This window comes from Streptomyces sp. NPDC007157 (assembly GCF_040634235.1).
In the GTDB taxonomy this organism is placed as follows: Bacteria; Actinomycetota; Actinomycetes; order Streptomycetales; family Streptomycetaceae; genus Streptomyces.
Map to the genome: position 1 here is coordinate 1 of NZ_JBEYFE010000027.1, position 26483 is coordinate 26483.

Annotated in this window: 19 protein-coding genes; 13 read left to right on the forward strand and 6 right to left on the reverse strand. The window is 70.9% G+C overall.

What is annotated here, in order from left to right:
- Window positions 1-179: 179 nt before the first annotated feature.
- Complete coding sequence (locus ABZ642_RS36375; RefSeq protein WP_351709476.1) at window positions 180-554, reverse strand: hypothetical protein; 375 nt, start codon at window positions 552-554, stop codon at window positions 180-182.
- A gap of 681 nt (window positions 555-1235) precedes the next feature.
- On the opposite strand from ABZ642_RS36375, the gene ABZ642_RS36380 reads away from it, so the two are divergent.
- The 4 genes from ABZ642_RS36380 (at window position 1236) to ABZ642_RS36395 (ending at window position 6137) form a co-directional block, all read left to right on the forward strand.
- Window positions 1236-1580, forward strand: coding sequence for a MerR family transcriptional regulator (locus tag ABZ642_RS36380; RefSeq protein ID WP_059130428.1), 345 nt, complete (start codon window positions 1236-1238; stop codon window positions 1578-1580).
- A gap of 521 nt (window positions 1581-2101) precedes the next feature.
- On the forward strand, window positions 2102-4297 hold the full coding sequence (locus tag ABZ642_RS36385) for an MMPL family transporter (protein ID WP_360492434.1): 2196 nt from the start codon (window positions 2102-2104) through the stop codon (window positions 4295-4297).
- A gap of 5 nt (window positions 4298-4302) precedes the next feature.
- A complete protein-coding gene (locus ABZ642_RS36390; protein WP_360492437.1) occupies window positions 4303-5502 on the forward strand; it encodes a sensor histidine kinase in 1200 nt (399 codons plus the stop codon).
- Window positions 5499-6137, forward strand: a complete 639-nt coding sequence (locus tag ABZ642_RS36395) for a response regulator transcription factor (RefSeq protein WP_360492440.1) — start codon at window positions 5499-5501, stop codon at window positions 6135-6137. Before ABZ642_RS36390 ends, ABZ642_RS36395 begins: the two co-directional genes overlap by 4 nt.
- A 132-nt stretch (window positions 6138-6269) precedes the next feature.
- Here the strand turns inward: ABZ642_RS36395 and ABZ642_RS36400 are convergent, their stop codons facing one another.
- On the reverse strand, window positions 6270-8090 hold the full coding sequence (locus ABZ642_RS36400; RefSeq protein WP_360492443.1) for a hypothetical protein: 1821 nt from the start codon (window positions 8088-8090) through the stop codon (window positions 6270-6272).
- Between the two features lie 397 nt (window positions 8091-8487).
- Here ABZ642_RS36400 and ABZ642_RS36405 point away from each other — a divergent pair, with 397 nt between their 5' ends.
- Entirely contained in the window at window positions 8488-9465 is a 978-nt protein-coding gene (locus ABZ642_RS36405) for a hypothetical protein (protein ID WP_360492446.1), read from the forward strand.
- Here the strand turns inward: ABZ642_RS36405 and ABZ642_RS36410 are convergent.
- On the reverse strand, window positions 9453-10061 hold the full coding sequence (locus tag ABZ642_RS36410; protein ID WP_360492449.1) for a hypothetical protein: 609 nt from the start codon (window positions 10059-10061) through the stop codon (window positions 9453-9455). The two genes, ABZ642_RS36405 and ABZ642_RS36410, sit on opposite strands and share 13 nt — an antisense overlap.
- A 138-nt stretch (window positions 10062-10199) precedes the next feature.
- Window positions 10200-10811 (reverse strand): DUF5994 family protein, encoded by a 612-nt coding sequence (locus tag ABZ642_RS36415; RefSeq protein WP_360492452.1) that lies wholly within the window; start codon window positions 10809-10811, stop codon window positions 10200-10202.
- Between the two features lie 802 nt (window positions 10812-11613).
- Here ABZ642_RS36415 and ABZ642_RS36420 point away from each other — a divergent pair.
- The 7 genes from ABZ642_RS36420 (at window position 11614) to ABZ642_RS36450 (ending at window position 23205) form a co-directional block, all read left to right on the forward strand.
- Window positions 11614-12855: a PP2C family protein-serine/threonine phosphatase gene (locus tag ABZ642_RS36420; protein ID WP_360492455.1), complete on the forward strand. Its 1242-nt coding sequence runs from the start codon at window positions 11614-11616 to the stop codon at window positions 12853-12855.
- A 372-nt stretch (window positions 12856-13227) separates the two neighbouring features.
- The gene (locus tag ABZ642_RS36425) at window positions 13228-15096 is read left to right on the forward strand and encodes a hypothetical protein (RefSeq protein ID WP_360492458.1); all 1869 of its coding nucleotides are present in this window, start codon (window positions 13228-13230) and stop codon (window positions 15094-15096) included.
- Between the two features lie 64 nt (window positions 15097-15160).
- Window positions 15161-16447: a hypothetical protein gene (locus ABZ642_RS36430; protein ID WP_360492461.1), complete on the forward strand. Its 1287-nt coding sequence runs from the start codon at window positions 15161-15163 to the stop codon at window positions 16445-16447.
- A 29-nt stretch (window positions 16448-16476) separates the two neighbouring features.
- On the forward strand, window positions 16477-19065 hold the full coding sequence (locus tag ABZ642_RS36435) for a hypothetical protein (RefSeq protein ID WP_360492463.1): 2589 nt from the start codon (window positions 16477-16479) through the stop codon (window positions 19063-19065).
- Between the two features lie 106 nt (window positions 19066-19171).
- Entirely contained in the window at window positions 19172-20770 is a 1599-nt protein-coding gene (locus tag ABZ642_RS36440; protein ID WP_360492465.1) for a vWA domain-containing protein, read from the forward strand.
- 11 nt (window positions 20771-20781) lie between these two features.
- A complete protein-coding gene (locus tag ABZ642_RS36445) occupies window positions 20782-22734 on the forward strand; it encodes a PQQ-binding-like beta-propeller repeat protein (protein WP_360492468.1) in 1953 nt (650 codons plus the stop codon).
- A gap of 240 nt (window positions 22735-22974) precedes the next feature.
- Window positions 22975-23205 (forward strand): DUF5133 domain-containing protein, encoded by a 231-nt coding sequence (locus ABZ642_RS36450; RefSeq protein WP_360492471.1) that lies wholly within the window; start codon window positions 22975-22977, stop codon window positions 23203-23205.
- Window positions 23206-23228: 23 nt separating this feature from the next.
- Here ABZ642_RS36450 and ABZ642_RS36455 read toward each other — a convergent pair whose 3' ends face one another.
- Entirely contained in the window at window positions 23229-23906 is a 678-nt protein-coding gene (locus ABZ642_RS36455; RefSeq protein ID WP_360492474.1) for an HAD family hydrolase, read from the reverse strand.
- 19 nt (window positions 23907-23925) lie between these two features.
- Window positions 23926-24891, reverse strand: a complete 966-nt coding sequence (locus tag ABZ642_RS36460; protein ID WP_360492478.1) for an LLM class F420-dependent oxidoreductase — start codon at window positions 24889-24891, stop codon at window positions 23926-23928.
- A gap of 1133 nt (window positions 24892-26024) precedes the next feature.
- Here ABZ642_RS36460 and ABZ642_RS36465 point away from each other — a divergent pair.
- A complete protein-coding gene (locus ABZ642_RS36465; protein WP_360492481.1) occupies window positions 26025-26378 on the forward strand; it encodes a PRC-barrel domain-containing protein in 354 nt (117 codons plus the stop codon).
- Window positions 26379-26483: the final 105 nt, after the last annotated feature.

Consider the following 26483-nt stretch of genomic DNA (forward strand, 5'->3'; position numbering starts at 1 on the left):
CCGGCCCGTCTTCCAGCCGCGGCCGGCGGCCGCGCGGCGGCGCGCCCCCGCCCCCCGGCCCCGGGGGGGGGGCGGGGCCGCCGCCCGCCCCCCCCCCCCCCACCGCTGTGTCCTCGTCCACCGCTGTGTCCTCGTCCGCTCGGAGACTCTTGGCCGAGCAGCGGGGCGGGGACAGCGTCTCACCGGTCGAAGTAGCTGAAATCACCCACGGTCCATGCGCTGACGTCCTTGATCGCGACTCGGTACATGCCGCCCGTCTCCGGGATACCGAGGGTGCCCTGCAGGATCCGCGCGAGATGGAAGTGCAGATGCGTGGGATCTCCGCCGCGGCCGGGCCGTTCCCCTCGCGGGCCGCCGGTGAAGACGTCGGAGAACGGGCCGAGACGGTCCGATTCCTTCAGGACCTCCGCCACCCGCTCCCTCCACACGGCCTCGGGAGCCAGCCGGCCGGTGATGACGGCGCCGCCGACGACCACGGTCAGCGACATCTGATTGCTTCGCTCGGACTCCACCGCGGCGGAGAGAGCGACAAGCAGTTCATCAGGGTTCGACATGAGAGCAGATCCTATTCAGCTGCCTGTCTCGGGGCCGCCCCGCGTACGGCGGAAGGCGGTTTTTGACCGAGCGGCGAGGGGCCCCGACCTTCGTGGCGCCGCGCGCGGCGACCTAGGGGGAGGGCATCGTCGCAGGTGGCAGGATTCCTCCTCTGCCATGGGGGTGAAATCTACTCTTGCCAGAGTAGACATTGCCTCTCGGCGTGGTTATGCTTCCTGACGTAGAACACGGTCGAACGAGACCCGGCAGAAACGAACTGGCGGGTAGCTGTACACGAAGTTTGCAGGTCAGTGCGGCTCTCGAGCCTCGAAGCCAAGGTTTCCCAGAACGGCGACGGCGCTGGGAGCCGCACTGGGCGGCTCGCATGTCGAGGAGCTGCCGCAGTACCGCAGTGCCGATTCATCCAGAGATTGGTTCAGAGAGGAACGGAGGAGCAGACGCCATCAGGATCGCCCGGCCCGAGAAGCACTCGGCCCGGGTACCCGCAAGACCCCGGAATGGATGGTGGTCCCCGGTCAAGCAGCTGCGATCCCCCGCTACCCCGCCCTCTGCCGGGCCGGGTAGCGGAAACAGAAGGTCGGCACAGCAGTAGGGCCGACAGATGGTGTTGAATTTCCTTCGGGGCCTTGGTGCCGTACGGCACCAAGGCCCCTCGACGCGTTGCTGCACAGCGAGGTGACATGACAGCGGACAACCCTCTTAGTGATTTTCTGGACGATGACGACTACCCCGCCTACACGATGGGCCGGGCAGCCGAGATGCTCGGCACCACCCCGGGCTTCCTCCGAGCCATCGGCGAGGCTCGTCTGATCACTCCGCTCCGCTCGGAGGGTGGACATCGCCGGTACTCCCGCTACCAACTGCGGATCGCCGCTCGCGCCCGTGAGCTCGTCGACAGGGGCACCCCGATCGAGGCCGCCTGCCGCATCGTCATCCTCGAGGACCAGCTCGAGGAAGCTCAGCGCATCAACGCCGAGTACCGTCGTGCCGCGGACGAGGCGGCCGGCAGCTCCGGTTCCAGCTGATCGCGTGGGCGCGGGCCACCCGGAGCGCCTTGTGGTGGCCGCACGAGAGTACGGGCCGGAAGCCCCGCGGTCGGGGTGACGACAGCGTCGGCTGTCGTCGCTCCCGATGCTCGACCCACTGCTCAAGCGGCCTGCTCGAAGCCGCGGATCAGTTCCGACGGCGTGCCCCAGCCGTGCCCATGAGAGCGGGCAACAGCGGTCAATCACGGTGCGATCCCGCACTCCGCCGTTCCATCTCATCGCCATGACACCGCGGGAAGCCGACGAGTCGACTTCATCAGGCGTATCGGGGCGGTGCGCCTGGTGTGAGCCCAGCGACCGGTCAGGCCGGTTCGCCGATCTGCGCAGTCGACCACTGACCTGTGCGGCCGCTCCTCGGCCCGGGATCACCCTGCTCCGGTGGCCCAACCCGTTGTGTATCGCCTGGAGCCGCTCCCGGTCCGCGTCCACCGATCGGTGGACGCGAAGTTCAACCGGGTGCCTCTGTCGGCCAACTACCCGGGGCAGCAAGGCTTTTAGGCATGAAATCACTCACTGTTCGCATGGCGCGTTGGAGCGCCCGGCACCCCTGGCGGGCCATCGTCGGCTGGCTCGTGTTCGTGGTGTTGTGCCTGGCGGTCGGCAGTGCCGTCGGCACGCACAGCGCTACTACGGCCGACTACCGGGTCGGCGAGGCCGGCCGGGCGGAGGCGATGGCCGCCCAGGGCCATCTGGAACGCAGGTCCACCGAGCAGGTGCTGATCTCCTCCAGGTCGGGCCCCCTCGACCAGGCCGCGGCCCAGGCTGCCGCGAAGGACCTGACCGCCCGGATGAAGCGGCTGCCCGAGGTGGCGGGCGTGGCCGACCCGCTGCTGTCCGGGGACCGCCGGATCCTCATGGTCGAGGTGGCCCTCAAGGGCGAGGAACGGGACGCGAAGGACAAGGTCGACGCGCTGCTCGCGCAGACCGAGGCCGTGGGGAAGGCGCGTCCCGGGCTGCTGCTGCAGGAAACCGGGAGTCCCTCCATCAGCAAGGGGGTCGACCAGCAGCGCGGCGACGACCTGGCGCTGTCGGAGGAGATCACGCTGCCCATCACCCTGGTCACCCTGTTGGTCGTCTTCGGGTCCGTGACCATGGCGGGGGTGCCGCTGCTGCTGGCCCTGTCGTCGATCGCGGCGGCCGTCGGGCTGTCGATGGTGGCCTCGCACCTGTCCCCGGACGCCGGGGTCGGCACGAACGTCATCCTGATGATCGGCCTCGCCGTCGGCGTCGACTACACGCTCTTCTACCTCAAGCGGGAACGTGAGGAGCGGGCCCGCGCGGGCGGCCGGCTGAGCGCCGAGGCACTGGTGGAGCTGGCCGCGGCGACCTCGGGGCGGGCGGTCGTGATCTCCGGGCTCGCGGTCGTGGCCTCCACCGCGACGCTGTATCTCGCCTCCGACGTCATCTTCTCCTCGCTGGCCACCGGCACCATCGTGGTCGTCCTGGTCGCGGTGGCCAGTTCCCTGACCGCGCTGCCGGCGCTGCTGGTCAAGCTCGGACAGCGGGCCGAGCGCCGGGCCCGGCGCCGGGCCGAACGCGGCAAGCCGGCGCGCCGGACCCGGAACGACGACGGCGGCCGGGTGTGGGCCGCGCTGCTGCGGCCGGCGAGCAGGCACCCCCTGGCCACCCTGTGTGTCTCGGTGTTCGCCCTGCTCGCGCTCGTGACCCCGTTGGCAGGCCTGAAGATCACGGAGATGAGCCGGGACACGCACTCCCGGGACATCCCCGCCATGCGGGTGTACGACCGGCTCAACGAGGCGTTCCCGGAGCAGCGGGTCACGCACCAGGTCGTCGTACGCGCCGACGCCGCGCGCGCCGCCGAGGTCACCGGCGCGCTGCGCGAGCTGGTCCGGCGCGCCGACGCGGACCCGCTGTTCACCGGCGCCTCGGGCATCCGGACGTCGACCGACCACCGGATCAGTGTGCTCGAACTGAAGGTGCCGTACCTGGGTAATTCCGAGCAGGCGTACGACTCCCTCGACCACCTGCGGAAGGACTATCTGCCCGCGACTGTCGGCCGGATCGACGGGGCGGAGTACGGAGTGAGCGGGGATGTCGCCCGGTACGCGGACTATCCCGCTCACCAGAACAGCAAACTCCCCCTGGTCCTCGGGGCGTTGCTGCTGGTCACCTTCGCGATGACCGCGTACGCGTTCCGCTCCGTGGTACTGGGTCTGATCGGTGTCGTACTGAATCTGCTGTCCGCGGCGGCGGCGCTCGGACTGCTGGTCCTGGTCTTCCAGGGGACCTGGGCCGAAGGGCTGCTGGACTTCCACTCCACCGGTTCCATCGGCTCGCGCGTACCGCTGTTCCTCTTCGTGATCCTCTTCGGGCTCTCGATGGACTACCAGGTGTTCGTGGTGAGCCGGATCAGGGAGGCCGTGCTCGCGGGCGTGTCCACCCGGCAGGCCGTGCTGGAGGGAATCCGCAGGTCGGCGAGTGTGGTGACCAGTGCCGCGGTGGTGATGACGACGGTGTTCTCGAGTTTCGTCTTCCTGCACATCATCGAGATGAAGCAGATCGGTTTCGTCCTCGCGGCGGCCGTGCTGCTCGACGCCTTCGTCGTCCGGATCATGGTTCTGCCGTCGGTGATGCTGCTGCTCGGCGAGGCGAGCTGGTGGCCCTCGCGGGCGGCAGGGCGTAAGGGGGCGGCGGCTCAAATCGCCGACGGGGAAGTGGTGGGCGACGTACGTTGATCGGTATGACTGCTCTCGCCGACCCCCTGGCCGACGCCTTCTGGGCCACGTCGCTGCGCCGGTGGAACACGGTGTGCTGGGCGCTCTTCGGCGCGATGGCCGTCGGGCTGGTGACGACGGCTCCGTCCGGCGGGAGCAAGTACAAGGCGCTCGCGCTGCTCGGCTGCGTGGTGCTGTGCTACGCGGTTCTCGACCGCTTCCCGGGGAACCCCGTCGTACGTCCGCAGGTCTATCTCTCGGTGCTGGTGCTCGCACTCGGCGGGCTGGCGTATCTGGGCAGTAGCTATGCGGCGCTGTTCATGGTGACGCTGCCGCACTACTGGATGTTCGGGCGTACTCCGAGGAATTCCATGGGGTTCCTCGGAGCGGCCACCGGTGTCACGCTGACCGGGGCCCTGGTCCGGCAGGGCTGGTCGGCGGAGTTCTTCGGCGAGACGCTGGTGTCCACCCTGATCGTGGTCGCGGTGGGTGTGCTGATCGGCCTGTGGGCGCACTCGGTCGTCGCGCAGAGCAGCGAACGGGCGCGGCTGATCGAGGAGTTGGAGCGGACGGAGGTGCAGCTGTCCGAGGCTCACCAGCGGCAGGGCGCGGCGGACGAACGGGAACGCATCGCACGGGACATTCACGACACGCTCGCGCAGGGCTTCGCTTCGATCGTCGTCCTCGCGGAGGCGGCACGGGCGGGCATCTCCGACGACCCGGCGCGCAGTGCCCGGCAACTGTGGTCGATCGAATCCACCGCTCGTGAAAACCTCGCCGAGGCCCGGGAGTTGGTGGGCTCGGCGAGGCAGCCGGGTCCGGGCCGGGCGGCGGCCGGTACGGTCGCGCAGACGCTGCGCCGTACCCTGGACCGCTTCGCGGAGGACACCGGACTCGCCGTGGCCGCCGACCTGGCGGACCTGGAGTGCGACCAGCAGACCCGGATCGCGCTGCTGCGCTGCACCCAGGAGTCCCTGGCCAACGTGCGCAAACACGCGCGCGCGTCCACGGTCGGCGTGGTCCTGGTCCGGCGTCCGTACGGAGTGGAGCTGGAGATCACCGACGACGGCAGCGGGTTCGTGGCGGGGGAGTCGACGGGCTTCGGGCTCGACGGCATGCGCAAGCGACTGGCGGAGCTGGGCGGGAGGCTCACGGTGACGAGTTCGGTGGGCGACGGTACCCGGATCCTGGCGATGATCCCGCCGGAGAGCGAGGTGGAGGCATGAGGGAACGAGGTCTGCGCATCGTCGTGGTGGACGATCACACCGTGATGCGGGCCGGAGTGGTCGCCCTGCTCGCGGCCGACGACAGCATAGAGATCGTCGGTGAGGCGGGCGACGGACGCGCGGCGCTCGAACTCGTCGAGCGGTACGACCCCGATGTCGCCCTGGTCGATCTGCGGATGCCCGTGCTCGACGGGGTGGCCACGACGACCGAGATCGTCGCCCGGTATCCACGTACCCGGGTGCTGATCCTGACGACGTACGACACCGATACGGAGATCGAGCGCGGTGTGGAGGCCGGGGCCATCGGTTATCTGCTCAAGGACACCACTCGGGAGCAGCTCGTCGACGCCATCCACGCGGCGGCACGTGGCGAGACGGTGCTCGCTCCCCGGGTCGCCGAGAAGCTCGTGGCGCGGATGCGGCGTCCCGTCCAGGACCCGCTGACCGACCGTGAGACCGACGTCCTCGACGCGGTGGCCGACGGCCTCACCAACGCCGAGATCGGCAGACGCCTCGTGATCGCCGAGGCCACGGTGAAGACGCATCTGCTGCGCCTGTTCGCCAAGCTCGACGTGAACGACCGGACGAGGGCGGTGGTGGTGGCCATGGAGAGGGGGCTCCTGCGACGGCCTTAGAGGCGCCTCGGCCCGCAGCGAAAGAAAAGGCCGGGGCGGGCGGTCGTCGGCGCCGGTCGGACAGCAGGTGACGGCCCGCCGGGCGGACCGGGGGCCGTCAGGGTGTTTCGGGTCATGAGCCGGAGTTCGGAGTCAGGAGTTCCTGCCTCCGTGGCCGTGCGAGTCGGTCTTGATACGGATGCTGAGGGACTTCGCGCTCTCATGGTTCTGGGCGTGGTCGACGGAGTGGAACAGCAGTAGGTGCTTGCCGTCGCCGCGCACCTTGATCCGTGAGGTGTACTGCTTCCAGCCCCTGCCGTCGAGGTTGTACTCGGTCCTGGCCACACCGGACACGTGGTCCGTGGCGGTGAGAGTGACGGTGACGTTCGAGTGGTGAACGCCGTGCCCGTCGGGGGGCGGGGCCGTCGTGGCCTTGGTGACCGGGGGCGTGGTGTCCAGTGGTTCGTTCATCGCCTCGTCGGCCGGGGTCATCTCGTTCTCCGCGGTCGGCGCCGGCATGCTGCCCGAGGCGCTGGTACCGCCGATGGTGCCGACGCGCAGCAGGAGGTTGCCCCAGTCGTCCCAGCCGGTGAGCTGAGTGCGCTGTCCGTCGCCGTTGGCGTCGTAGCTGACCCGGCTCTCGCTGATCAGGCCGTCACAGTTCCAGTCGACCTGCTTGTCCGCCGCGGGAACGGTGACGAAGGCGCCGCCCCCTCCCGGGTTCGCGCAGTAGTGCTTGAGGTCGTAGTTGCCGCTGCTGGTCGGATAGGACCTCTCGTCGAGACTGTTCTCGTCGAGTGCGGTGTTCTGACCGGAGAGAGCCATGTTCCCGGTGGTGGACCCGGAGGTGAGGCCCACCTGGTACGCGTAGTTCAGCACGCTGAAGTACTGCGGCTTGTGGTTGACGTTGTTGCTTCCGCCATGCTCCAGGTTGAGATTGTGGCCCAACTCGTGCATGAACGTACCGGCCTGCTCGGAGACGGTGCCCACCTGATTGGTGAAGCTGCCCAGGCTGACGATGAGGTCGCTGCCCGGGGTGGGGGCGATGCCGCTGGAGTTGCTGCCGGGTTCCAGGTTGTGTGCCGAGATGGCGTAGTGGAAGATCGGTGCCCGGCCGGTGTCCTTGAAGCCCCCGGTCTCCGTCTTGATCGTGTTGAACGCGTTCCACTGGTAGAGACCGTTGACCGAGGTTCCCAGGTTCTTCGTCTCCGGGAGTTGTCGGGCCGTGCTCAGGTCTCCCCACTTCTTGTCGGCCGCGAAGTCGAGGATGCTGTCCGGTCCGGCGTCCACGTGCAGGTTGATGCCGGTACTGGGCGAGTGGCGGCGGTACGGCGAGTTCGCGAAGGCGGTGACCACCCGTTTGATCGCCTCGGCCGAGAGGGCGTGGCTGTGGGTCTGGTTCGCCATCCAGTCGACCTGGACGAAGATGTCCGGCTTGTTGACGCTCGCCCCCATTGCCGGCAGGTTGATGAACTTCAGGCCGGTCCCGGGCTGGGTGTGGGCGCTGCCGTCGGCCGGGTTGATGTAGATGCCGTTCCTCTTCCAGCTGTCCGGGATCCCGTCGCAGGTCGTGGAGTTGCAGTCGAAGGTGAAGTCGACGGTCGGGTCGAGGCCCTGACCGCCGCTGTGACTGATCACGTACCCGGACGGTGCCGAGGCGGTGTAGCCGGCCGAACCGAGCAAGGGGGCGTCCCAGCCGATGTTCACCCGCCCGGACTCCCGGTAGATGTTGAGAGCCACGGTCCCCACGTTGCCGCGAGGATCGTTGCACGCGTTGAGGGTCCAGCTGGCGGTGGTGCCCGCGTTGATGCGGTCCGGCAGGGTGGCGGGGCACCCGTTGTAACTGTACGGGCCCAGGGTCAGGTCGCGGTCGCTGTTGTTGGTGAACCGCACGGTCAACTGGGTACCCGAGCGCGACGCGGCGGCCGCCGGCGTGCCGGCCGCCGCCAGAGTGACCAGTACCAGGGTCAGCATGCCCAGGAGCGTGAGCCTGCCGGAAGACGGGCCGGTGCCTCCGGCTCGTCTCCCGGCAGTACCGCCATGACGCTGTGTGTTCATGACGGCACGGTAGGGTGACGCTCCGTGTCTGCCTCGTGTGACGCGACCTGGTGTCACTCCGCTGGCCGTCCGTGCGTCGCCGGTCCCGGCCCCCGACGGGGTGTGCCGGTGTCAATCCTGACGTTTCCTCCTCTCACTTGACCCGCTATTGCACGGCTGTGACGGCGAGCGCACAGCTCTGTCACTCCCTCTGGGAAGACTTCTCTCATCGCGAAGGGCGGCAAGCCGACGGACCGGTTCAGGTCCCGGGGACGGCAGGCGGTTCCCGTGAAACTCTCATCGCAGTGTCATTCACATCCCTGGGGGAACCTCGATGTCCGCTCGTAACCGTCGGAACACCGCAGCTGTCACCACCGCGGGCGCCGCCGCACTGCTCACCCTGTGCGGCGCGGCCGCCACCGCGACGGCCGTCCCGTCCTCCGGCGGCGACGCCAAGGGCAGCGCCGCGATGGTCGCCGCGGCCGCGTCCGCCCACACGGTCACCGTGCCCAGGGGACTCACCATCAGCGACGGCACCCGTCACGTCCTGGTCAACGGCAAGTCGATCGACTTCGGTACCACCGTCCGTGACCTGGCCTGGAACCCCAGCGGCAGCAAGGCCGCCTTCGTCGACGGGCACGGCGACCTCATCGTCTCCAACCCGGACGGCAGCCACCGCGTCACCGTCGCCGCCAACCCGGGCGGACAGACCTGGTCCCACCCCACCTGGCAGGTGACCGCCGCCGACCGGGCGAACCACATCCCCGCGAAGAACAACCTCATCTTCTCGGCCAAGATCCACGGCAGCACCGTCCTGGAGGGCGTCAAGGCCACCAGCAACCACGGCAAGCCGACCAAGATCAGCCTGAACGGTGACCCGGGAGACGGCAACGTCCCCCAGACCGAGAACACCTGGCCGAATGTCGGCGGCAACTACGGCTCGGCCGTCTACGAGAACACCCACACCGGCGAGGTCTACATCCGTGACGACTACCTGCGGCAGCAGGGCGGCGCGCTGACCAAGGGTTCCGAGCCCGCTCTCTCCCCCGACAACGAGGAGGTCGTCTTCGTCCGCTCCGTCCACGGGCACGATCACCTCTTCGTCGAGGACTTCGGCGGCTCCACCCACGTCGTCAAGGACGTCACCCCCAGCGCCACCGCCGACTACACCGAGCCCACCTGGTCGCCCAACGGCAAGACCATCGCTTTCCGCGCCCCGACCGGTACGTACACCATCACGAAGACCGCCCACGGCTTCGGCAAGCCCGTCAAGGTCTCCAGCCACACCGGCCTGCCCGCCTACCGCGGCTGACCGCCCCCCAACCGGCCGCCGGAGCGGGCGAGTTCGGCCTGGAGCTCGGGCAGGTGCTGGTCGGCGGTGTCGTGCGGCAGGTACTCGACCACGTCGAGAAAACGGAACAGAACCCGGGTCTCGGTGACGGCGAACTCGTAGTCGCCGTACCCCACCACGGCACCCATGTCCCCACGGACAGCGCCCCGGACGACATGCGCGGTCATGTCGTCCGGGCTCTGTGCCGTCAGCCCCCGCCGCGCGTTGGGCCGTGCCAGATAGGGGCAGACCATCGAGGCGTAGAGCATGCACGCGCGGTGCCCCGGCGCCTCCAGGGTCGCCGCCATGTTGCGGTACGGCCGCCCGGCGGCGAGCGCCTCGCGGATCGCGGCACTCTCCGCGGCGCCGACCACCCGCCACACCGGCCCCTTGGGGATCAGGGTGTTGCAGACGGAACACAGACGCTGTCGTGCGCACTCGGCGCTGCGTCCGTAGTCGGTGAGCGCGAACTGGGGCTCGTCGCCCTCCCACGGGGTGATGGCGGGTACGGGATACCCACGGCTGTCACGAGGTCTGGCCTCGACGGCCGCCGGCATGGGCACGGAATCGAATCGCACACCCCATGGTGAACCAGATGGCCCCGCCACCGCGACGGTCGGCAGGCAGGTACCGGCCCGGTGTCCACCTCGGAAGCGGGTGGGGCCGGCCGGACGAAGGGGCTGCCGACAGGGGCGTCAGTGCGACGAGCGGTTCGGTCAGTTGACTCCCGAGGCGGCGTGACCGGCCGGCTCATGGGCCCGGTGTCCGCCCTCGGAGTCCCAGACGGCCTCCACGGCTCGGTCGGCCTCGGACACCGTCCGCAGGCGCGCCGCCTCCTCCATCAACCGGCTCGCGGTCGACGTACCCAGTGGGTCGCTCGCGGCGGCCATCAGCCAGGCGGCCGACACCTGGTCCGTCCCCGGCGGTACCACCAGCAGGTTCCACCGGCCCACGCGGTAGGAGAGCAGCAGCAGTTCGTGCGGGTCCTGCTCGGCCAGGAACCAGCCGACGTTGACCACATGCCCGGCGACGGGCACCTTGCGTGGAACGACCGGCCAGTGGGTGGGATTCACCGTGACCCGGGTGATCCGCCCCCACAGCGGATCCAGCACGGCGGTCAGGGCGGGGAGTTCCGCCGCGAGATCACGGGAGCGGGGCCACCAGGCGCCGTCCAGGAGAGCCGGTTGGGGACCGACGGGAGCCAGCGACAGGCGGAGCGCGGACGAGGAGGAAGACGAAGAAGGGAACGAAGAAGAGGGAGACGGAGGTGGTGCGGACGGCGACAACCGGTCTTCGAGTGTCGGCGAGAAGGAAATGGCCGCAGTCATGACGCGAACCTTGCCCCGGGCCGACCGCGATCGGCCCGGCCTATTCGATCGCCGAAAACGACACGAGCGTGGTAGCCGGTGCGCGGAATATCCTCGGTGATTTCAGCCTACTCCTCGGACAAGCCGAGGGGACCGTCGCGCCGGCGGCCGGCGTATCGCCGGGGAAGGGAAGGACCTGGTCGCACGTCCCACTCCCAGCGCCGGGCGGAGCACGAAACCCCTGATGCCCGAAATGCGCACCAGGCATAGAGTGAAAGCAGGTCGGCACACTCTCACGTGCGACCGGCCTGGAAGGGCGACCCCGGTGTGTAGACGCCGGGGTCGTTGGGGGACGGCCCACGCGCCACCGGAAGCAGGGCGCGCAGCGCGGGGCGCGGGTTTCGGTTCGCTGGGAGCGATTCCGGACCCGGGAGACCGGTCCGGTCGAACCGGGCCGACCGTCCTCCAGCGTCTTGTGGTGACGGGCAGTTGGGGGCCGACATGCCGCCCATGGCGTAATCGGCTCGTCGGACCGGTGGGCGGTGCAAGCCTGGGCCGGTCGACAGCGTCGTGCCGCGCCGATCGCCGCTGACTGCCGGATGGATCCGAGAGGGGCGGGGTGTGCGTTGCGTCTGGGCACCGTGAGTCGGGACAGCTGGTCGGGTGCTGAAGCGCCGACGCCGTTCCGGCGGTCACCGACCCGCATCCACCGCGGTTCGAGGAGGCCGGGGCACCGGGCCGCCCGGCGAAGACCGCGTGGACGCGGCCGTCCCATGAGTTCCCCGGCCGGATCGCGCCCCGGGGTGAAGGGAAGCAAGCAGCGATGACGGACGGTGGGCACAAGCCCGGCGGGATCGGGGTGGACCGGTCGGAGGGGTTCGGCGAACGACTGCTGGGTGTGCTGCTGGACCGGGCCCATGAGATGCCGCCGGAGCTGATCGCCCCACTCGTCGCGGAAGAGGTGGCCAGGGTCGGGGGGCGCGATGTCTCCATCCTCCTCCAGGACTACGAACAGGTGCTGCTGGTGCCGCTGCCGGGCCGGAGGCTGAGGGTCGGCGGCCCCGAGTCGGTCGACGACTCGCCCGCCGGCGAGGCGTTCCTGAGCCGCAGAACCGTGGAGGTGCCACAGCACGGCAGTGTGCGGATGTACCTGCCGCTGCTGGACGGCAGCGACCAGATCGGGGCGATGGCCGTCACCCTGGACAGGGTCGACGACGACGACCGTCGACTGCTCCGCAGACTCGCGGGCCTGGTGGCGGACATGATCGTCACCAAGGACGCCTACACCGACCTGTTCTTCCAGGCCCGCCGCAGCGCCCCGATGAGCGTGGCCGCGGAGATCCAGTGGTCGTTGCTTCCCCCGCTGTCGATGACCGTTCCCCAGGTCGAGGTGGCCGGAATCCTGGAGCCCGCCTACGACGTGGCCGGAGACAGCTTCGACTACGCCCTCAACGGCGACACCCTTCACGTGGCCATGATCGACGCGATGGGCCACGGGCTGGATGCCGCGACGATGGCGACGGTGGCCATCGGCGCCTATCGCCACACGCGACGGGCCGACACGGAGCTGTCCCAGGTGTACGCGTTCATGGACAGGGCCATCAACGAGCAGTTCGGCCCCGACCACTTCGTCACCGCGCAGATGATGGTTCTCGACATCGCCACCGGCCGGCTGCGGTGGGTCAACGCCGGCCACCCCGCGCCGTTCCTGATCCGGGACCGCGCCGTGGTGGACCGGCTGGAGAGCCCGACCACGTTGCCGGTCGGCTTCGGCGGCGAGGAGCCGGTGGTCACCGAGCGGATGCTGTGTCCCGGGGATCGGCTGCTGTGCTTCACCGACGGCCTGATCGAGGAGCACCAGGCCGGCGGGGAACAGTTCGGTGAGGAGCAGCTCGTCGAGTGGACCAACCGGATCCTCCGCGACCGCACCGAGGTACGGGCGGTGGTGCGGGCCCTCTCCCACGCCCTGAAAGAGGAACGTGGCGGCACCACGACCGACGACGCGACCATCTTCCTCATCGAGTGGCGAGGCGGCGACGCCGACCATCTGGCCGCCCTCGACTGAGCCCGCGACGAAGGCGCGCCGTGTCCGAGCTCGGACGCCGTGTCCGCTTCCTTCGCCGCAACGCCGCAACACTGTGCGAGCCCGACGCCGGCACCGGAACTCTGCGGTCAGACGCTGAACGGTGACTCGATCGTTTCCCCTCCCATGCCCCTCCGATACCCCTCCGTTTCCCGTCCGATACCCCTCCGGGAAAATCACCGATACCTCCATCGGTGGCGGAATTTCGTGTATCTTCACGACCGTCACACAAATCGCATCATCGCGTATTCGTGCATTTGTGCGCCCTTTCGAATCCGGTAGGGCGTCATTCGTTCGATTTATGTGAGGGCAGGGCAATCCGCGTACCGCGGTCCGTCCTTCCCTGGGGGGCACGTGAGAGCGCAGCCAGACAACGGGGTGTTTGACCGTGACGACATCCTGACAGCCGCCGCCCGTGTGGTGCACGCACTGGGCGCACCGGGGGTGGCCACGGCCGAACCGGATTCCGAGCAGGTGTTTGAGCAGATCGAACAAGCGGTCAGGGATCGTCTGCCCGAGGTCGCCCGCCACTCGTCCGAGCGATGGCGGGCGGCGCTGCGGAAAATCCGCGAACAGGAGCGGCGGCACCTCTTTCCGGCGGGACGGGGGTGGCTCGCCACCGCACTCGCCGGCGGGGAAATGGCCGAGGCGACTTTCGTGGAATGCGGCTGCGAGAGAATCCGGATCAGCCGGGTCACGGGTGACACGGGTGACGCCTTTCCGGGCAGTGAAGTTCTTTTCGAAGCGGAATGGAACACCCTCCCCGCCGGCGAGGGAGATCGCTCCGCCGGCCGAATACGACGACTCTTCGAGCTGGCATCCGGAAAGCCCACGGCCGAGGAATTCGACCGGTCCCTGGGCCAGGCGCTGGAACGGGCCCTGCGCCGGCTGCCCGAGCGCCTCGCCGGGGACATACCGCTCGTCGTCGCCGTGCGCGCGGCCGGCTGGACCTGCCTGGAGCAGGCTGTCGAACGGCTCGCTCCGCCCACGGCCCTGCTGTGGCTGCGTCTCCCGGCCGGGTGGCCGGACGGCCCCGACGACCTGCTCGCCCCGACCCCACTGCGCCGGACCCTGTGGTTCGCCGCCGCGCGCGTCCAGCCGTCCACCGGAGCGGTGCAGGTGGTGCGGCAGCCGCTGTTCTGGGCTGGCAGCACGGCATCCGTGCCGGGACGGGGGCCCGCAGAGCAGCTCGCCGAGGTACAGGTGGAGGCCCACTCCGACGGCGAGGAGGAGCCGCATGCCGGTGCCGTCGTCGTCACGGGACCGGTCGAGGACGCCCCCGCCGACTGGCACGCTGTCCGGGCCGACCGGCTGGTGCTCCCGGCAACGGGACAGGCGACGCTGCGCTACCGGCTCGACGGGCCCGGGCGGGTCCGGCTCCTGTACGAGGGCGGTCACCGGCCCGAGTCCACCGCCTGGACCACGCTCGTCGACAGACTGCCGCGCAGACTCGCGCCCCCGCGCCCCCTCGACCTGGTGGTGGCCGTGGAAACCGCGGTCCGGCGTCGGCAGGGCGCGGCCCAGCTGGCCGCCCGCGTCCGCCGGGCGAAGGCTGTCGTCGAGGCCGTGCGGGACGGCACCCGCCACCCGGAGTCGCTGCGGGTCGCGCTCATCGGCTACCGGGACCACATGCCGCTGGCCGGCCCCGGCGACACCAGCCCCCTCCACTACCGGACCGGATTCTGCCCCGTCACCTCGGCGCTGCGGATCCTGGAGGAGTGGGAGCCCAGCCCGCTGCACCACGACTTCGCCACCGGCCTCGAACACGTCCCGCACGAACTGCACTCCTGGCAGGGCCGGTGGCGCCCCGGCAGCCTGCGCGGCCTGATCGTCGTCGGGTCGCGCCCGCCGCATCCGCACAGCCGGCAACCGCAGGCGGTGCGCCGACGGGCCCCCGTGCGGGTCTGCCCCGACCGGCTGGACTGGGTGACCGCGCTGGCCCGGCTGCGCCACGAGCAGCAGCTCAGTTGTCTTGCCCTGGTGGACGAGCCGGACTGGATGGACGACGACGGCGAACCGCTCGTGGCCCGCTGGGCCCGCCAGGCCTGGGCCCACATCGGTGCCCAGGGCTGTTTCGACGCGCACGAGGACCCGGAGCGGGTGGTGACGGGCCTGTTGCTCGACACCCGCGCCGGGACGGGTGACGGCGGGCTTCCGGGGCTCGCCCTGGCGGCGGGCCGACCGGAGCGCTGGCTGCCGTACGTGCCGCCCCAGGCGCCCTGACACGACGTCGGGCACCGCACATCGGCTTCCGCGCAGTGCGGAGGCCGCCGACACAGGGGGGAACATGAAAGACCGAGACGACACCACCGGATCCGAACCGCAGCAGGCGGGGCGCAGCCGCGCCGACAGCGGCCGCAAGAACCCCTACGCCGCCTTCGAACAGCACCTCGCGCTGCCCGGCCCCGCACCCTCGCCCACCCCGCCGATGACGTTCCCCGTGCAGGAGGACGCCCGGGTCGCGGAGGGCGTGGAACCACGGACACCACCGCTGCCCCGCACCCGGCCGGGGCCGGGCAAGGAGCCGCCGGCGAAGTGGCCCGAGACCACCGAGGAGTCCGTCGCCCCGGCCCCGCCCGCCGACGGGACCGACACGGTCGCGTCCACCATCACGCTCTGGGGCGGCATGGGCAGCGGCAAGTCGACCCTGCTGGCCGCGCTCACCCGGGCGCTGATGGATCCCGAGTACGGCTCGTGGAACGTGTTTCCCGAGGACCACGCCTCCAAGCAGTACCTCAGCGATCTCGCCCACACCTTCTACCGCGAACGCGTCTTTCCCAGCGCCACACAGGACGAGCAACTGCCCGTCCGGCTGACGCTGGTCGGGGACGTCGGCGGAACTCCCTACTCCAGCAGGTCCGCCGGCAGGCGGCGGTGGCGCCGCGGCGGGCAGCCCGCGTCGGACGTGCTCGAATTCCGGGTCTCCTTGCGGGACATGCCCGGGGAGGCCTTCGACCTGCGCTCGGAGATGGGTGCGCTGATGGGGCCGCGGCTGGTCACCGACCTGGCCGACTCGCGGGCCATGGTGTACGTCCTGGACGCGGCCCGCGAGTGGCGGGTCAACGGCGAGAACGGGCCCGTGGACGAGGACGAGCGGCAGAGCGCCGACTTCTTCACCGAGGTCCTGGACGGGGTGGCGACCGAGATCGCCATCCGCGGGCACCGCGACGGGCACCGGCTGCCGCACAGCATCGCCGTCTGCCTGGCGAAGTTCGACGACGACGACGTGTTCCGGTTCGCCTGCGAGCACGGCAACGTACGGCTCAACCCGCGCACCGGCCAGCCCGAGGCCGTCGACGCCAAACGGCTCTTCGACGACCTGTGCGACCGCTTCCCGCACGGCAGCCTCGGCGAGATCAGGAACCAGATCGGCCGCTACTTCGTGCCCGAGCGCGTCGGCTACTTCGTGTGCAGCGCCGTCGGCTTCTGGGTCGATCCGGACCGGGGCTTCGACTTCGACAACCCCTCGCTGGTCAACGCCGTCGACGACAAGGTCCGGTTCGTGGCCCCGCCCCGGCCGGTCAACGTCATGGAGCCCTTCCTGTTCCTGCGCGGCCTGTCCCGGCAGCGATGACGTCCCGGGCCGGAGAGGGAGGTGCGCCCATGTCGTCCGACGGCGCCGGGCTGAGCGCGGGCTGGGCGGTCTGGGGCAAGCGCCCGCACAGCCCGCAGGGTTTCCATGTGATGGCGGCCTGGCCGCCGCAGTGGAGCAGCTACTACACCAAGGTGATCCAGCACTGGTCTCCGGGCACACCCTCGCCCGCCGACCGGCTGCCGTGGGTGACGGTCGGCCCGGGCACCGACCCGGACAACCGGATGTCCCTCGGGGTCTTCGTCCTCGACCGGACCGAGACGGCCGACGTCCACAGCCGGCCGATCAACCACGTCACCCACTTCTGGGTCCCCTACGAGGAGGCGGCCGACCGCGGTCTCGGCTGGAGCTCCCTGGCCCGCGCCGCCCTGGCCGGCCGGACCGGGCTCTCCAGGATCGCCGCGGGGGGTGAGTCCGGTGCGCTCCACGGCCCCGTACGCCTGCCGCTGTCCACCGACGAACACCTGATGAACGGCTTCGACGAGGAGTTCGTCTCGGCCAGCGACTCGCTGCTGCGCTGGCACGCGGCGGTCGCCGCCCTGCTGCTGGACGGGCCGGTGGTGGTGACCGGAGCACCGGAGGACGACCCGCTGGAAAGGCTGCGACTGCTGGACAACATCGCCGCCATGCTGCCGTACGGCCTGCGCGCGTATCTGTCGGCCGCCACCGCCACCTCCTCCGGCGCCAACCACCGCATCGGCCTGTCCTGGGGGCGCTCCGCCCCCGGACGGGCCTGTGTGCCCTGGGGCGGCGCGGTGGGCATCGAGCGGCTTTCCTCCGTGGCGCGCCACTACCACGACCTGCTGATCCACGCCTGGGAGTCCCGGGGCGGCCACACGGTCCTGGACCATCTGGCCCGCTGCACGGCCCTGTCCGACAGCGCGCACGCCGGCCTGCCGACGGCACAGCAGGCGCATCGGTCGCTGTGCGCCATGGACCACGAACTCCAGGTCGAGGCGGAGGTGTTGCGCGGCGGGCCGGTGGCCGACGACGTGGTCGACGGCTTCCTGCGCGATCCGCGGACCAACCGCAGGACCGCCAGCATGATGGCCCGGGCGAAGCTCTCCGGGACCTCCACCGACCTGTCGTTGCTGCCTCCGTACCTGAACGATCCCCAGGTGGCGGCCTCGCTCCTGAAGCGGCTGCGCGAGGACCTGCACGCCCGACGCCTCGCGTCCGTGCAGGAGAAGGTCAGCAGCCTTCTGCGGGCCACCCGCGTGGAGGGCACCAACCTCGAAGTCGTCGACCAGGCCCTCGCCTACCTCGTGGACCCGGCCGACGGACCCGACGAGGACATCGACATCACGGCCACCCTGAACCTGCTGCCGTCGCTGGAGCCGTTCGCTCCCGGCACCATGCCCCTCGCGCGTGGCGCGGTGGCCGCCCGGCCCGAGCTGACCTGGATCCTGCTGGACGGCGCGGCCGGCACCCCGGAGCCCGCCGGGTCGGTCCGCCGCTGGCTGGAGTGGCTCGACAGCGGCGCCCGTGACGAACTGGCTCTGCTGTACGACCTGTTGCGGCCGGAGACCGTCGTCTGGCAGCCGCAGTCCGCATGGCGGGCCGCCAAGCATCCCGACGAGGCCGCGCGGCTGCTGAGCCTGGCCGTCGCCTGCGGACGCGGCGACACCCTGCTGGCCTCGTCCTTCTTCGACGATCTGAGCGACGCGCTGGGGTCGAGCGGGCCGGCCCGCGTCCTGCGCCTGCGCGGTGCGCGCACCGAACAGGAGGGGTTGCGGGCCATCCTGGCCGCCGGACCGCGCGCCGCCCTCGGCCTGGCCTCGCGAGCCCGCTGGGACCTGCTGTGCGCGCTGGCCGGTGAGGCCCCGAACGCGCTGCCGCGCGACGCCGAGGCGCCGTCCAGACAGGAGATGAACCCCTATGCCGACACGCTGAAACGCCACCTGGACGCACTGTCCCAGCATCGGCGCAAGACCGCCGCGAAGACCCTGCTGCGCTGTCTGCTGCGCTTCGACCCCGCCACCGGGCGGCGCCCGGGAGTGGCGGCCCGGGCCGTGACCGAACGCCTGGTGCAGGAGCCGACGGACCCCGCACTGCGCCGTATCACCGCCGAGTCCGTCTCCGACCTGCTGACGGCGCCCGGCTGGCACGCGCAGGGCGAGGAGGCCGCATGGCTGGAGCGGCTGGCGCAGTCCGTACCGCAGATCGGCGGCACGCTGCGCCTGTACGCACTGGGTGAAGTGGCCCGCGACGGCGCTTTGAGCGCCGAGGAGTTCGGCAGGAGGCTGCGCTCGGCGCAGCGTGCCGGCGCGACCCGGGCCCAGCTCTGCGGTCCTCTGGCCGCCTGGGCGGAAGGCAGGGCGCGCCCCGGGACCGCGGTGCTGGAGCTGCTGGACGCCTACCGGGAGGCCTACCGGGAACAGGGCGACCCGGCCGGACCGGAGCAACGGGCCTTGTTGGAACAGGAGTTGTGGGAGCGGCTCGGCGAGCGGCTGTGGAGCGCGTACTTCGAGGCGGCCGAGGCCCACCTGCTGGACCAGGAGGAGCGGGCCACGGACACCATCCACCGCAACGAGCAGCTGCGCGAGGAGGTCCGGCGGCGCCGGCAGGCGCTCAGAACGCTGCACTTCACCCGCCGCTGAGCGACCCGACCACCGACCCCATCCGTACCCGAACCACCCTCCGCGCCGGGGGCGTTCACCACCCGCGCGTCTCGACCGGGCCATGCCCAGGAAGAGTTGGCACGTCATGATCACATCCGCTCCGTCCGCGCTGCGCGTACGCGCGAGTGCCACGGCCCTGCTCCTCACCGCCGCGATGTTCCTCGGCGCCTCGGCGCCCCGGGCCGACGACCTGCCCGCGGCGCCGTCACCCGCCGACATCTGCCGTTCCCTGCACATCGACGACGTGCCCGCCTCGTACGTCGTCCTGGTCGACACCTCCTCCTCGATGGAGGACCGCGGCCCCGACGGCGCCACCCAGTACGACACCGTGCGCAAACGGCTGCGGACGTTCCTCGCGGGACTCGCGCCCTCGGACCAGGTGGCGCTGGTTTCCTTCGGGCGCTCCGTCGGCGTCGTCCACCCGCTGGGCCCGGCGGCCGGCGCGCGGGACGCGGTCGACGACCTGCCCGCGCGGGCCACGGAGACCGCGAGCGACCCCGGCAGCGCCCTGGAGACCGCCGCCGACCAATTGCGCGACAGCCGTACGCCGGTGGCGGCGGTGCTGCTGCTCACCGACGGCGCGATCAACGCCCCCGACAGCGCATACGCCAAGCTGGGCTCGCCGAGCTGGCGCAAGCTCGGCGAGCGCTACCGCGCGCTGGGCGAGGACCGCACGGTGGTCGGCTACGGACTGCCGCTCGCCGACGACACGCACGTCTCCGACATCCTGGGCGCGGTCGTCGCGACGCCGCGCATCCTCCCTGTCGGGGCCACCGCCCTGGGAACACAGCTGAACAGCGCCAAGGACCGGGTGCGGACCGACAAGGCGGTCCGCACCCTGCGCGACGACGCCGGCGCGGGGGTGCGGCTGTCCCTGACCGACGGCGCCTCCGGCACCGGCACCGGCACCGGCTCCGACGCGCTCGACCTCGGCACCGGCGACCGCGAAGGCGCACGGCGGCAGACGGTACGGCTCACCGTCACCTCCACCGCCCACCACGTGCCGCTCCGGGTCCGGCTGCACGCCCGAACCGACGGGGACGGCCCGTCCGTGACCTCCGTCGGACTGCCGGAGGAGGCCGTCACCCTCGAACCGGGCGCGCGGCGGACCTACCACCTCACCCTGCTCTGGCGTCAGGACCCCCGGCCCGCCCTCGCCCCTTCCACCAAGCCCTTCGAGACGGGACTGGCCGTCTCCGCCGAGGTGACGTCGTCGTGGACGCCCACGGTCCACGGGGCACTGGGCTACCCCGGGTTCCGGCTCGCCGCCCCCGCCACGGCGCGGGTGCGGCTGCACGGCGAGGTGCCCGGCGAACCGCCCGTGTGGCTGTACCCGGTGCTGCTCGTGCTGGTGCTCGGCGGGGTGCTGGCGGGGTGGACGGCGTACCGACGGCGCAACCACCCGCTGTCCGGGACGCTCGTCATCACGGACCTGCGCTCGGGCGACCGGGTCCACCATCCGCTGGACGGGCGGCTGTTCGCGAAGGACGTCGAGGTCGCACAGGTACGCGCCCGGGTCAGGGTCCGCGGCCGGGGCCCGGCCGGGCGCACGGTGCTGGCCGTGGAGTGTGTGCGGGAACCCGTACGCGCCAACGCCCCCCGCCTCGTCGACAGCGGGGAGTGCGAACTCGGCAAGTCGACCGTCCTGTGCGGGATCGGCTTCTCCCACACGTCCGACCGGTGACGGGAGCGCAGGTGAACCCCTCCGCGCCCGCGGTCCCGTATCCGGGCCCCGCTCCGATCGTCGCCCTGGAGCGGTCCGACCCCGCCGAGGCCGCGGGGTTCCGGCTGCTGGGCCGGCTGGCCACCGGCGGCTTCGGCCACATCTACCTGGGCAGACGGGCGGTCGACCATGCCGTGGACCCGGGCGGCGACCCGTACACGCTGGCGGCCGTGAAACTGCTCAAGCACGAGTACTCCGGCAACGCCCTGCACGTGCAGCGCTTCCGTCAGGAGAGCAAGGCGCTCCTGCTGGGGGCCGGCGCCCGTATCCCCGAACTGCTGTCCTTCGAGTTCGACGCGGGCAGGCCGCCCGCCATCGCCACGCGGTTCATCCCCGGGCCCTCCCTGTACCGGGTGATGGCGGTGCACGGCGGGGCGCTGCCGGCCGAGACCGGTCACGCGGTGGGTGCCGACCTGGTCGACACCTTGATCGCGGCGCACGACCAGGGGGCGTGGCATCGCGACCTGCACCCGGGGAACGTCCTGCTGACGGCGGACGGGCCGTGGATCATCGACTTCGGTCTGACCCGGATCCGCGGCCAGCAGCTGACCCGGCCCCTCGACCAGGCCTTCGGCAATCCTCATTACTGCGCGCCGGAGCAACTGGAGGGCCTGGCCGAGACGGACGCGGCCACCGACGTCTTCGGGATCGCGGCGGTCCTGCTGTACGTGCTGACCGGACACGCGCCCTACCCGGGACCGCGCACCGCCGCCGGGCGGGCGGCGGATCTGTCCGGGCTTGGGCGGGACCAGGCGGCGCTGACGGTCGCCGCCTGTCTCGCCGAACGCGCCGGCGACCGGCCCTCGCTCGGCGAACTGCGCTCGGCGCTCGGCGAGCCCGGCGCTTTCACGCTGCCGGCCGGTGTTCGGCAGGCCCTGGACACCCACCGCGCCCTGCTGACGGAGTTCCTGCGTGGCGCGGACAACGAGGCCGACCTCACCGTGCCGTTCCGGCCGGGCCGCCGCAGCTGGAGCAGACGGGTGGGGGAGTGGGCGCACGCCCTCGCGGCCGTCGGGGACGACACCGTGGCCACCGCCGACGGAGCGGGCCGGCTGCACTGGCTGCACCCGGGGACGGGCGCGGTGGAGCGCACCGACGTCGGATTCCGACCGCCGTTGCGGCTGTGCGCGGGAGAGCGGGCGATCCTCGTCCAGGACGCCGCCGGACGGCTGGAGGCCTGGGACACCGTGTCCCGGACGCGTCGCTGGTCGGTGCCCGAGCCGGGTGGCCGGGGCCCGGCTCAGGCGCTGCTGCACGGACGCAGTGTTCTGCTCGGCGACGCCGCGGGAAGGGTTCACCACTTCGACGCCGACACCCGCCTCGTGTGGTGGCAGGGCGAGCCGCTGCCGGGCGCCACCGCGCTGGCCGTCGGCCGGCAACGGGTGTACGCGCTCATCGATCACGGACGGCAGTTGCACGCCCTCGACGACGAGGACGGCAGGGTGGCCTGGGCGGCGCCGGTCGCTCTGCGGGCGCCGGTGCGGGCGATGCCGCTGCCGGAGAAGGACGCGGTGTACCTCGCCGACACGCGGGGCGCGCTGTACTGCGTTGCGGCGACCGACGGCGCGCTGCGCTGGCGGGTACGGCTGGGGGCGCCGGTCGTCGCCGCGCCGGTGCGGGTGGGTGACGCGGTCGTCGTCGGCGACACGGCCGGAGTGGTGCATGCCCGTGACCTCGCCACGGGAGCGGAGAGGTGGCGGAGCGCCGGCCCGGGAGGAGACGAGGTCTTCGCGTTGTGTGCCACCGGAACCGTCGTGGTGTGGGGTGGGTGGCAGGGGCGTCTGCATGTCGTCGACGGGCTCGAAGGCACCTCGCTGCAGAGCTTCGACATGCACGGCCAGGTGCTCGCCGTGGTCGGTGCCCCCTCGCGGGAGACCGTGTACGCGGCGACCGCCAGCGGCGAGGTGCACGGCGTACCGCTGTGACCGAGGGCGGACGCGCCCCGCGACCGCCGCACAGAGCCATGACCGGGCCGGCTCCTCGACGAACCGGCGGACCGCACGGGGCTCCCGCCCCAAAAGCGTGGTCAGGACGAGGGCGTCGCCGCCGTGGAAGCCGTGCCGGCCGCAGTGCTCGTTCAGATCGCCGCACAGCCCGTCGCATAGGCGGGTGGGCCGGGGGTAATCGCATCGCGTGTCGCAGGCTCACGTGAATGGAGACCTCTGGTGCTGATGGCTCACCCCGCGGTGTTGAAGGACCTGGTCGTGCAGTACGAGACGCTGCGCGTGCTGCACGCCGAGAACGGCAGCCCGGCCGCACAGCGGCGGATGGACGACATCGCCTACACACTGTGCGTCTCGACCGGCACCCGGGACGTCGACATCGCCCTCGTCGCCGCCCGCCACCAGCTCCCCGGCGCCCGTCCCCAGGACGACTCCGTACTCAGCGCCGGCTGACCTCGCGCCTTCGCTGCCTCCGGTCACTCCTGGTCGGCGAAGACGCCGGTGTCGAGGTGTCCGAGGAGGTCGGCGGGATCTCGGTACACGGCGTGGGCGCCGGCCGCCTCCAGGTCCGCGCGCGGGATCCCGCCGGACAGCACCGCCACCGGGACCACTCCGTCCCGCAGGGCGGCCTTCATGTCCCAGACGGTGTCGCCGACGAACACGGCTCGTTCGCCCGGTACGCCGGCGAGTTCCCTGGCCTGCCGGACGGGGTCGGCGGCGGGTTTGCCGTCGGCGACGTCGTCCGCGCTGGTCGCCCCGAGGATGACGTCGTCCGCGTCGATGGCACGTCGTAGCGCGGCCAGTTCCGCGCCGGTCGCCGAGGTCGCCAGGACGATCTTCCAGCCCCGCCCGGCCAGTGCGCGCAGCAGGTCGCCCGCCGCGTCCAGCGCCGGGAGCCGCTCGAAGTACGTGGCGTAGAGGGCGTGGTGGGCCGCGGTGAGCTGCTCGTCCTCGTCGGGGTCGCGCTCGTCGCCATCGCCGAGCAGGCGGTCCAGCAGGTCGCCGCCGCTGAGGCCCACGGCCCGGTGGATCTCCCGCATGGGGACATGGCGTCCCGCCTGCCGGAACGCCTCCCACCAGGTGACGACGTGCAGGTGATTGGTGTCGACGAGGGTTCCGTCGACATCGAAGATCGCGGCGCGTTTCGTGGTCATCCCGAGTGCCTTCGCTTTCTCACAGTTCGCGGAGGGCGGGCAACAGCTTCTGTTCGGCCCATTCCAGGTACGGCTCCTGGTGGTCGCCGCCGATCTGGACGAGCGCGACCTCGGTGAACCCCGCGTCGACGTAGGGGCGTACGGCCTCGACGACCGCCTGCACGTGGTCGCCGCAGGGAATGCTCTCGGCCACGTCCTCGGGCCGGACGAACCGGGTGGCGGTTTCGAAGGCGGCGGGTCCGGGGAGTTCGGAGTTGACCGGCCAGCCGCCGCCGAACCAGCGGAACTGGTCGTGGGCGCGGGCGATCGCCGCGTCGCGATCGGTGTCGTAGCAGATCGGCAGCTGGCCGACCTTGGGCTTGCCCGTGCCGCCGTGCCGGTCGAACGCGGAGATCAGTTCCGGCCTGGGCTCGGTGGCGATCACCAAGTCCGCCAGATGGCCCGCGAGTTCGCACGAACGGTCGCCGGAAACGGCGACCCCGATCGGCGGGGGCGCGTCGGGCAGATCCCACAACCTGGCGTTCTCCACGTCGAAGTGGGCGCCGTGGTGGTTGACGTTCTCGCCCGCGAGGAGTGCGCGGATGATCTCGACGGCCTCTTCCAGCCTCTCCAGCCGGACGTGGGCGGCGGGCCAGCCGCCACCCACCACATGCTCGTTGAGGTTCTCCCCGGAGCCGAGTCCGAGGCGGAAGCGTCCCTGGGAGAGGAGTTGGGTGGTGGCGGCCTTCTGGGCGACGACGGCCGGGTGGTAGCGGGTTGTCGGGCACGTCACGTACGTCATCAGGGGGATGCGTTCGGTGGCCTGCGCGGCGGCACCGAGCACGCTCCACGCGTAGGAGGCGTGGCCCTGGGACTCCAGCCAGGGGGAGTAGTGGTCGGATATGACAGAGAAGTCGAAGCCGGCTCGCTCGGCGCCCACCACATGGCCGACCAACTCTCGCGGGCCCGCCTGCTCGGTCATCATCGTGTACCCGATCTGCACCATGGCGCTCGTCTCCTCGTGGGTCGGGGGCGTACGAGGACGGTCTTCCGCCCCGTCACTGCTTCGTCGTGAGCCGCAGGCCGACCTCCTGCTGCTGGTCGCCCGACCCGCTGCCCCGCTCGTCCACGGCGAACGCGACACCCAGGGCTGCACGGAGCTGATCGACAGCGACGTGGCCGCGGCTGTTCCTTGGGCAGGTCGTCACTCCCTTCCGTGGCCGACGCCATACCTCGGGGCGCTCCTGCGGGGAGGTGGTCCGCCGCATGCCTGGCGGGGAGGGGAAAGGCCATCCGGGGCGGGCCGTGATCATGGCTGGTCGGGCGGCACGAGGCGCGGGGGTCAGCGGCGCAGCATCATGACGACAACGACGATGACAATGATGATGACGATGGTACCCAGACCTATGTACACGAGGTTCTCCTTCCTTCGCGGGGCGGCACTCCTCGGTGCCGCAGAAAACCGAGTGCCCCCGTCAACGCTTTTCAGCCTTCGGTCTTCTTCGGCATGTCCGGCGGTACGGCCCGGGCCGGCGGAAGAACGCGACACACGTTGCGCCACCGCCCCATCCGTGTCCGCCACGAAACACCGAACCCAGGGGGAGCACGCGTCGACGCTCTGCCATCACGCGCAGTGGGTGGGCGAAGCCTCTGGGGATGACGGTCAGAGCGACGGATATCAAGCGCGAGATATCCGACCCATGGTGCTCTCTGGAAAACGCACGGGATCACACCCCCGGTACGTAAATTCCGTTGATCGATGGGACGGTGGCTCGATCTGTACCGTCAGCGCCGCCCTACGTCGTCGGGCGAGAAGTGGTCACCGTGATGCCGGCAGCACGCCTCCGCGGGCCGAAGAGGGGGAGGTCGGCAGGTGCGGCGGAGGCTGACGCACTGCGCCCGCACAGGAGGTGACTTCGGCTGACGCGACCCCCGGGGGGCATATTTCCGCCATCCCGGCCCTCTTTTGGATTTCCTGCCGTGCCGGTGTGTGGGATTTCGGATCATGGGCACCCGCTGTTTCGACAGAGCGTATCCGAATATCAAAGACTCGCTGATCTGCTGCGCGGTTCCGGCTGTTCAGTATGAAATCTCTGTCGTGAAATGTCTGTCGTGAAATCTCTATGAGGGAGTAGTTTTATGAGTGACAACATCTGGGGCTACCAGCCGACTTCCGGCCACACCACCGGAATCGACCTGATCGGGTACAAGGTCGAAGCCACGGACGGTGCCATCGGCAAGGTCGACAAGCACTCGGACGACGTCAACTCCTCGTATCTGGTGGTCGACACCGGCGTCTGGATCTTCGGCAAGCACGTTCTGCTGCCGGCCGGCACCGTGCGCACCGTCGACCAGGCCGAACGGAAGATCTTCGTCGACCTCACCAAGGACGAGATCAAGAACTCGCCGGAGTTCGACAAGGACAAGCACGTGGGCGACGCGGGCTACCACGAGCAGGTGGGCAGCTACTACACGGACCAGCGCCGCATCTGACTCCTCAGCCCGAACCCCGCCCAGCGGGGGTCGGCCGCGGAACACCGCGGTCGGCCCCCGCATTTGCGTGCCGCCGCCGTGTCGCCGCCGTGTCGTCGACGTCGC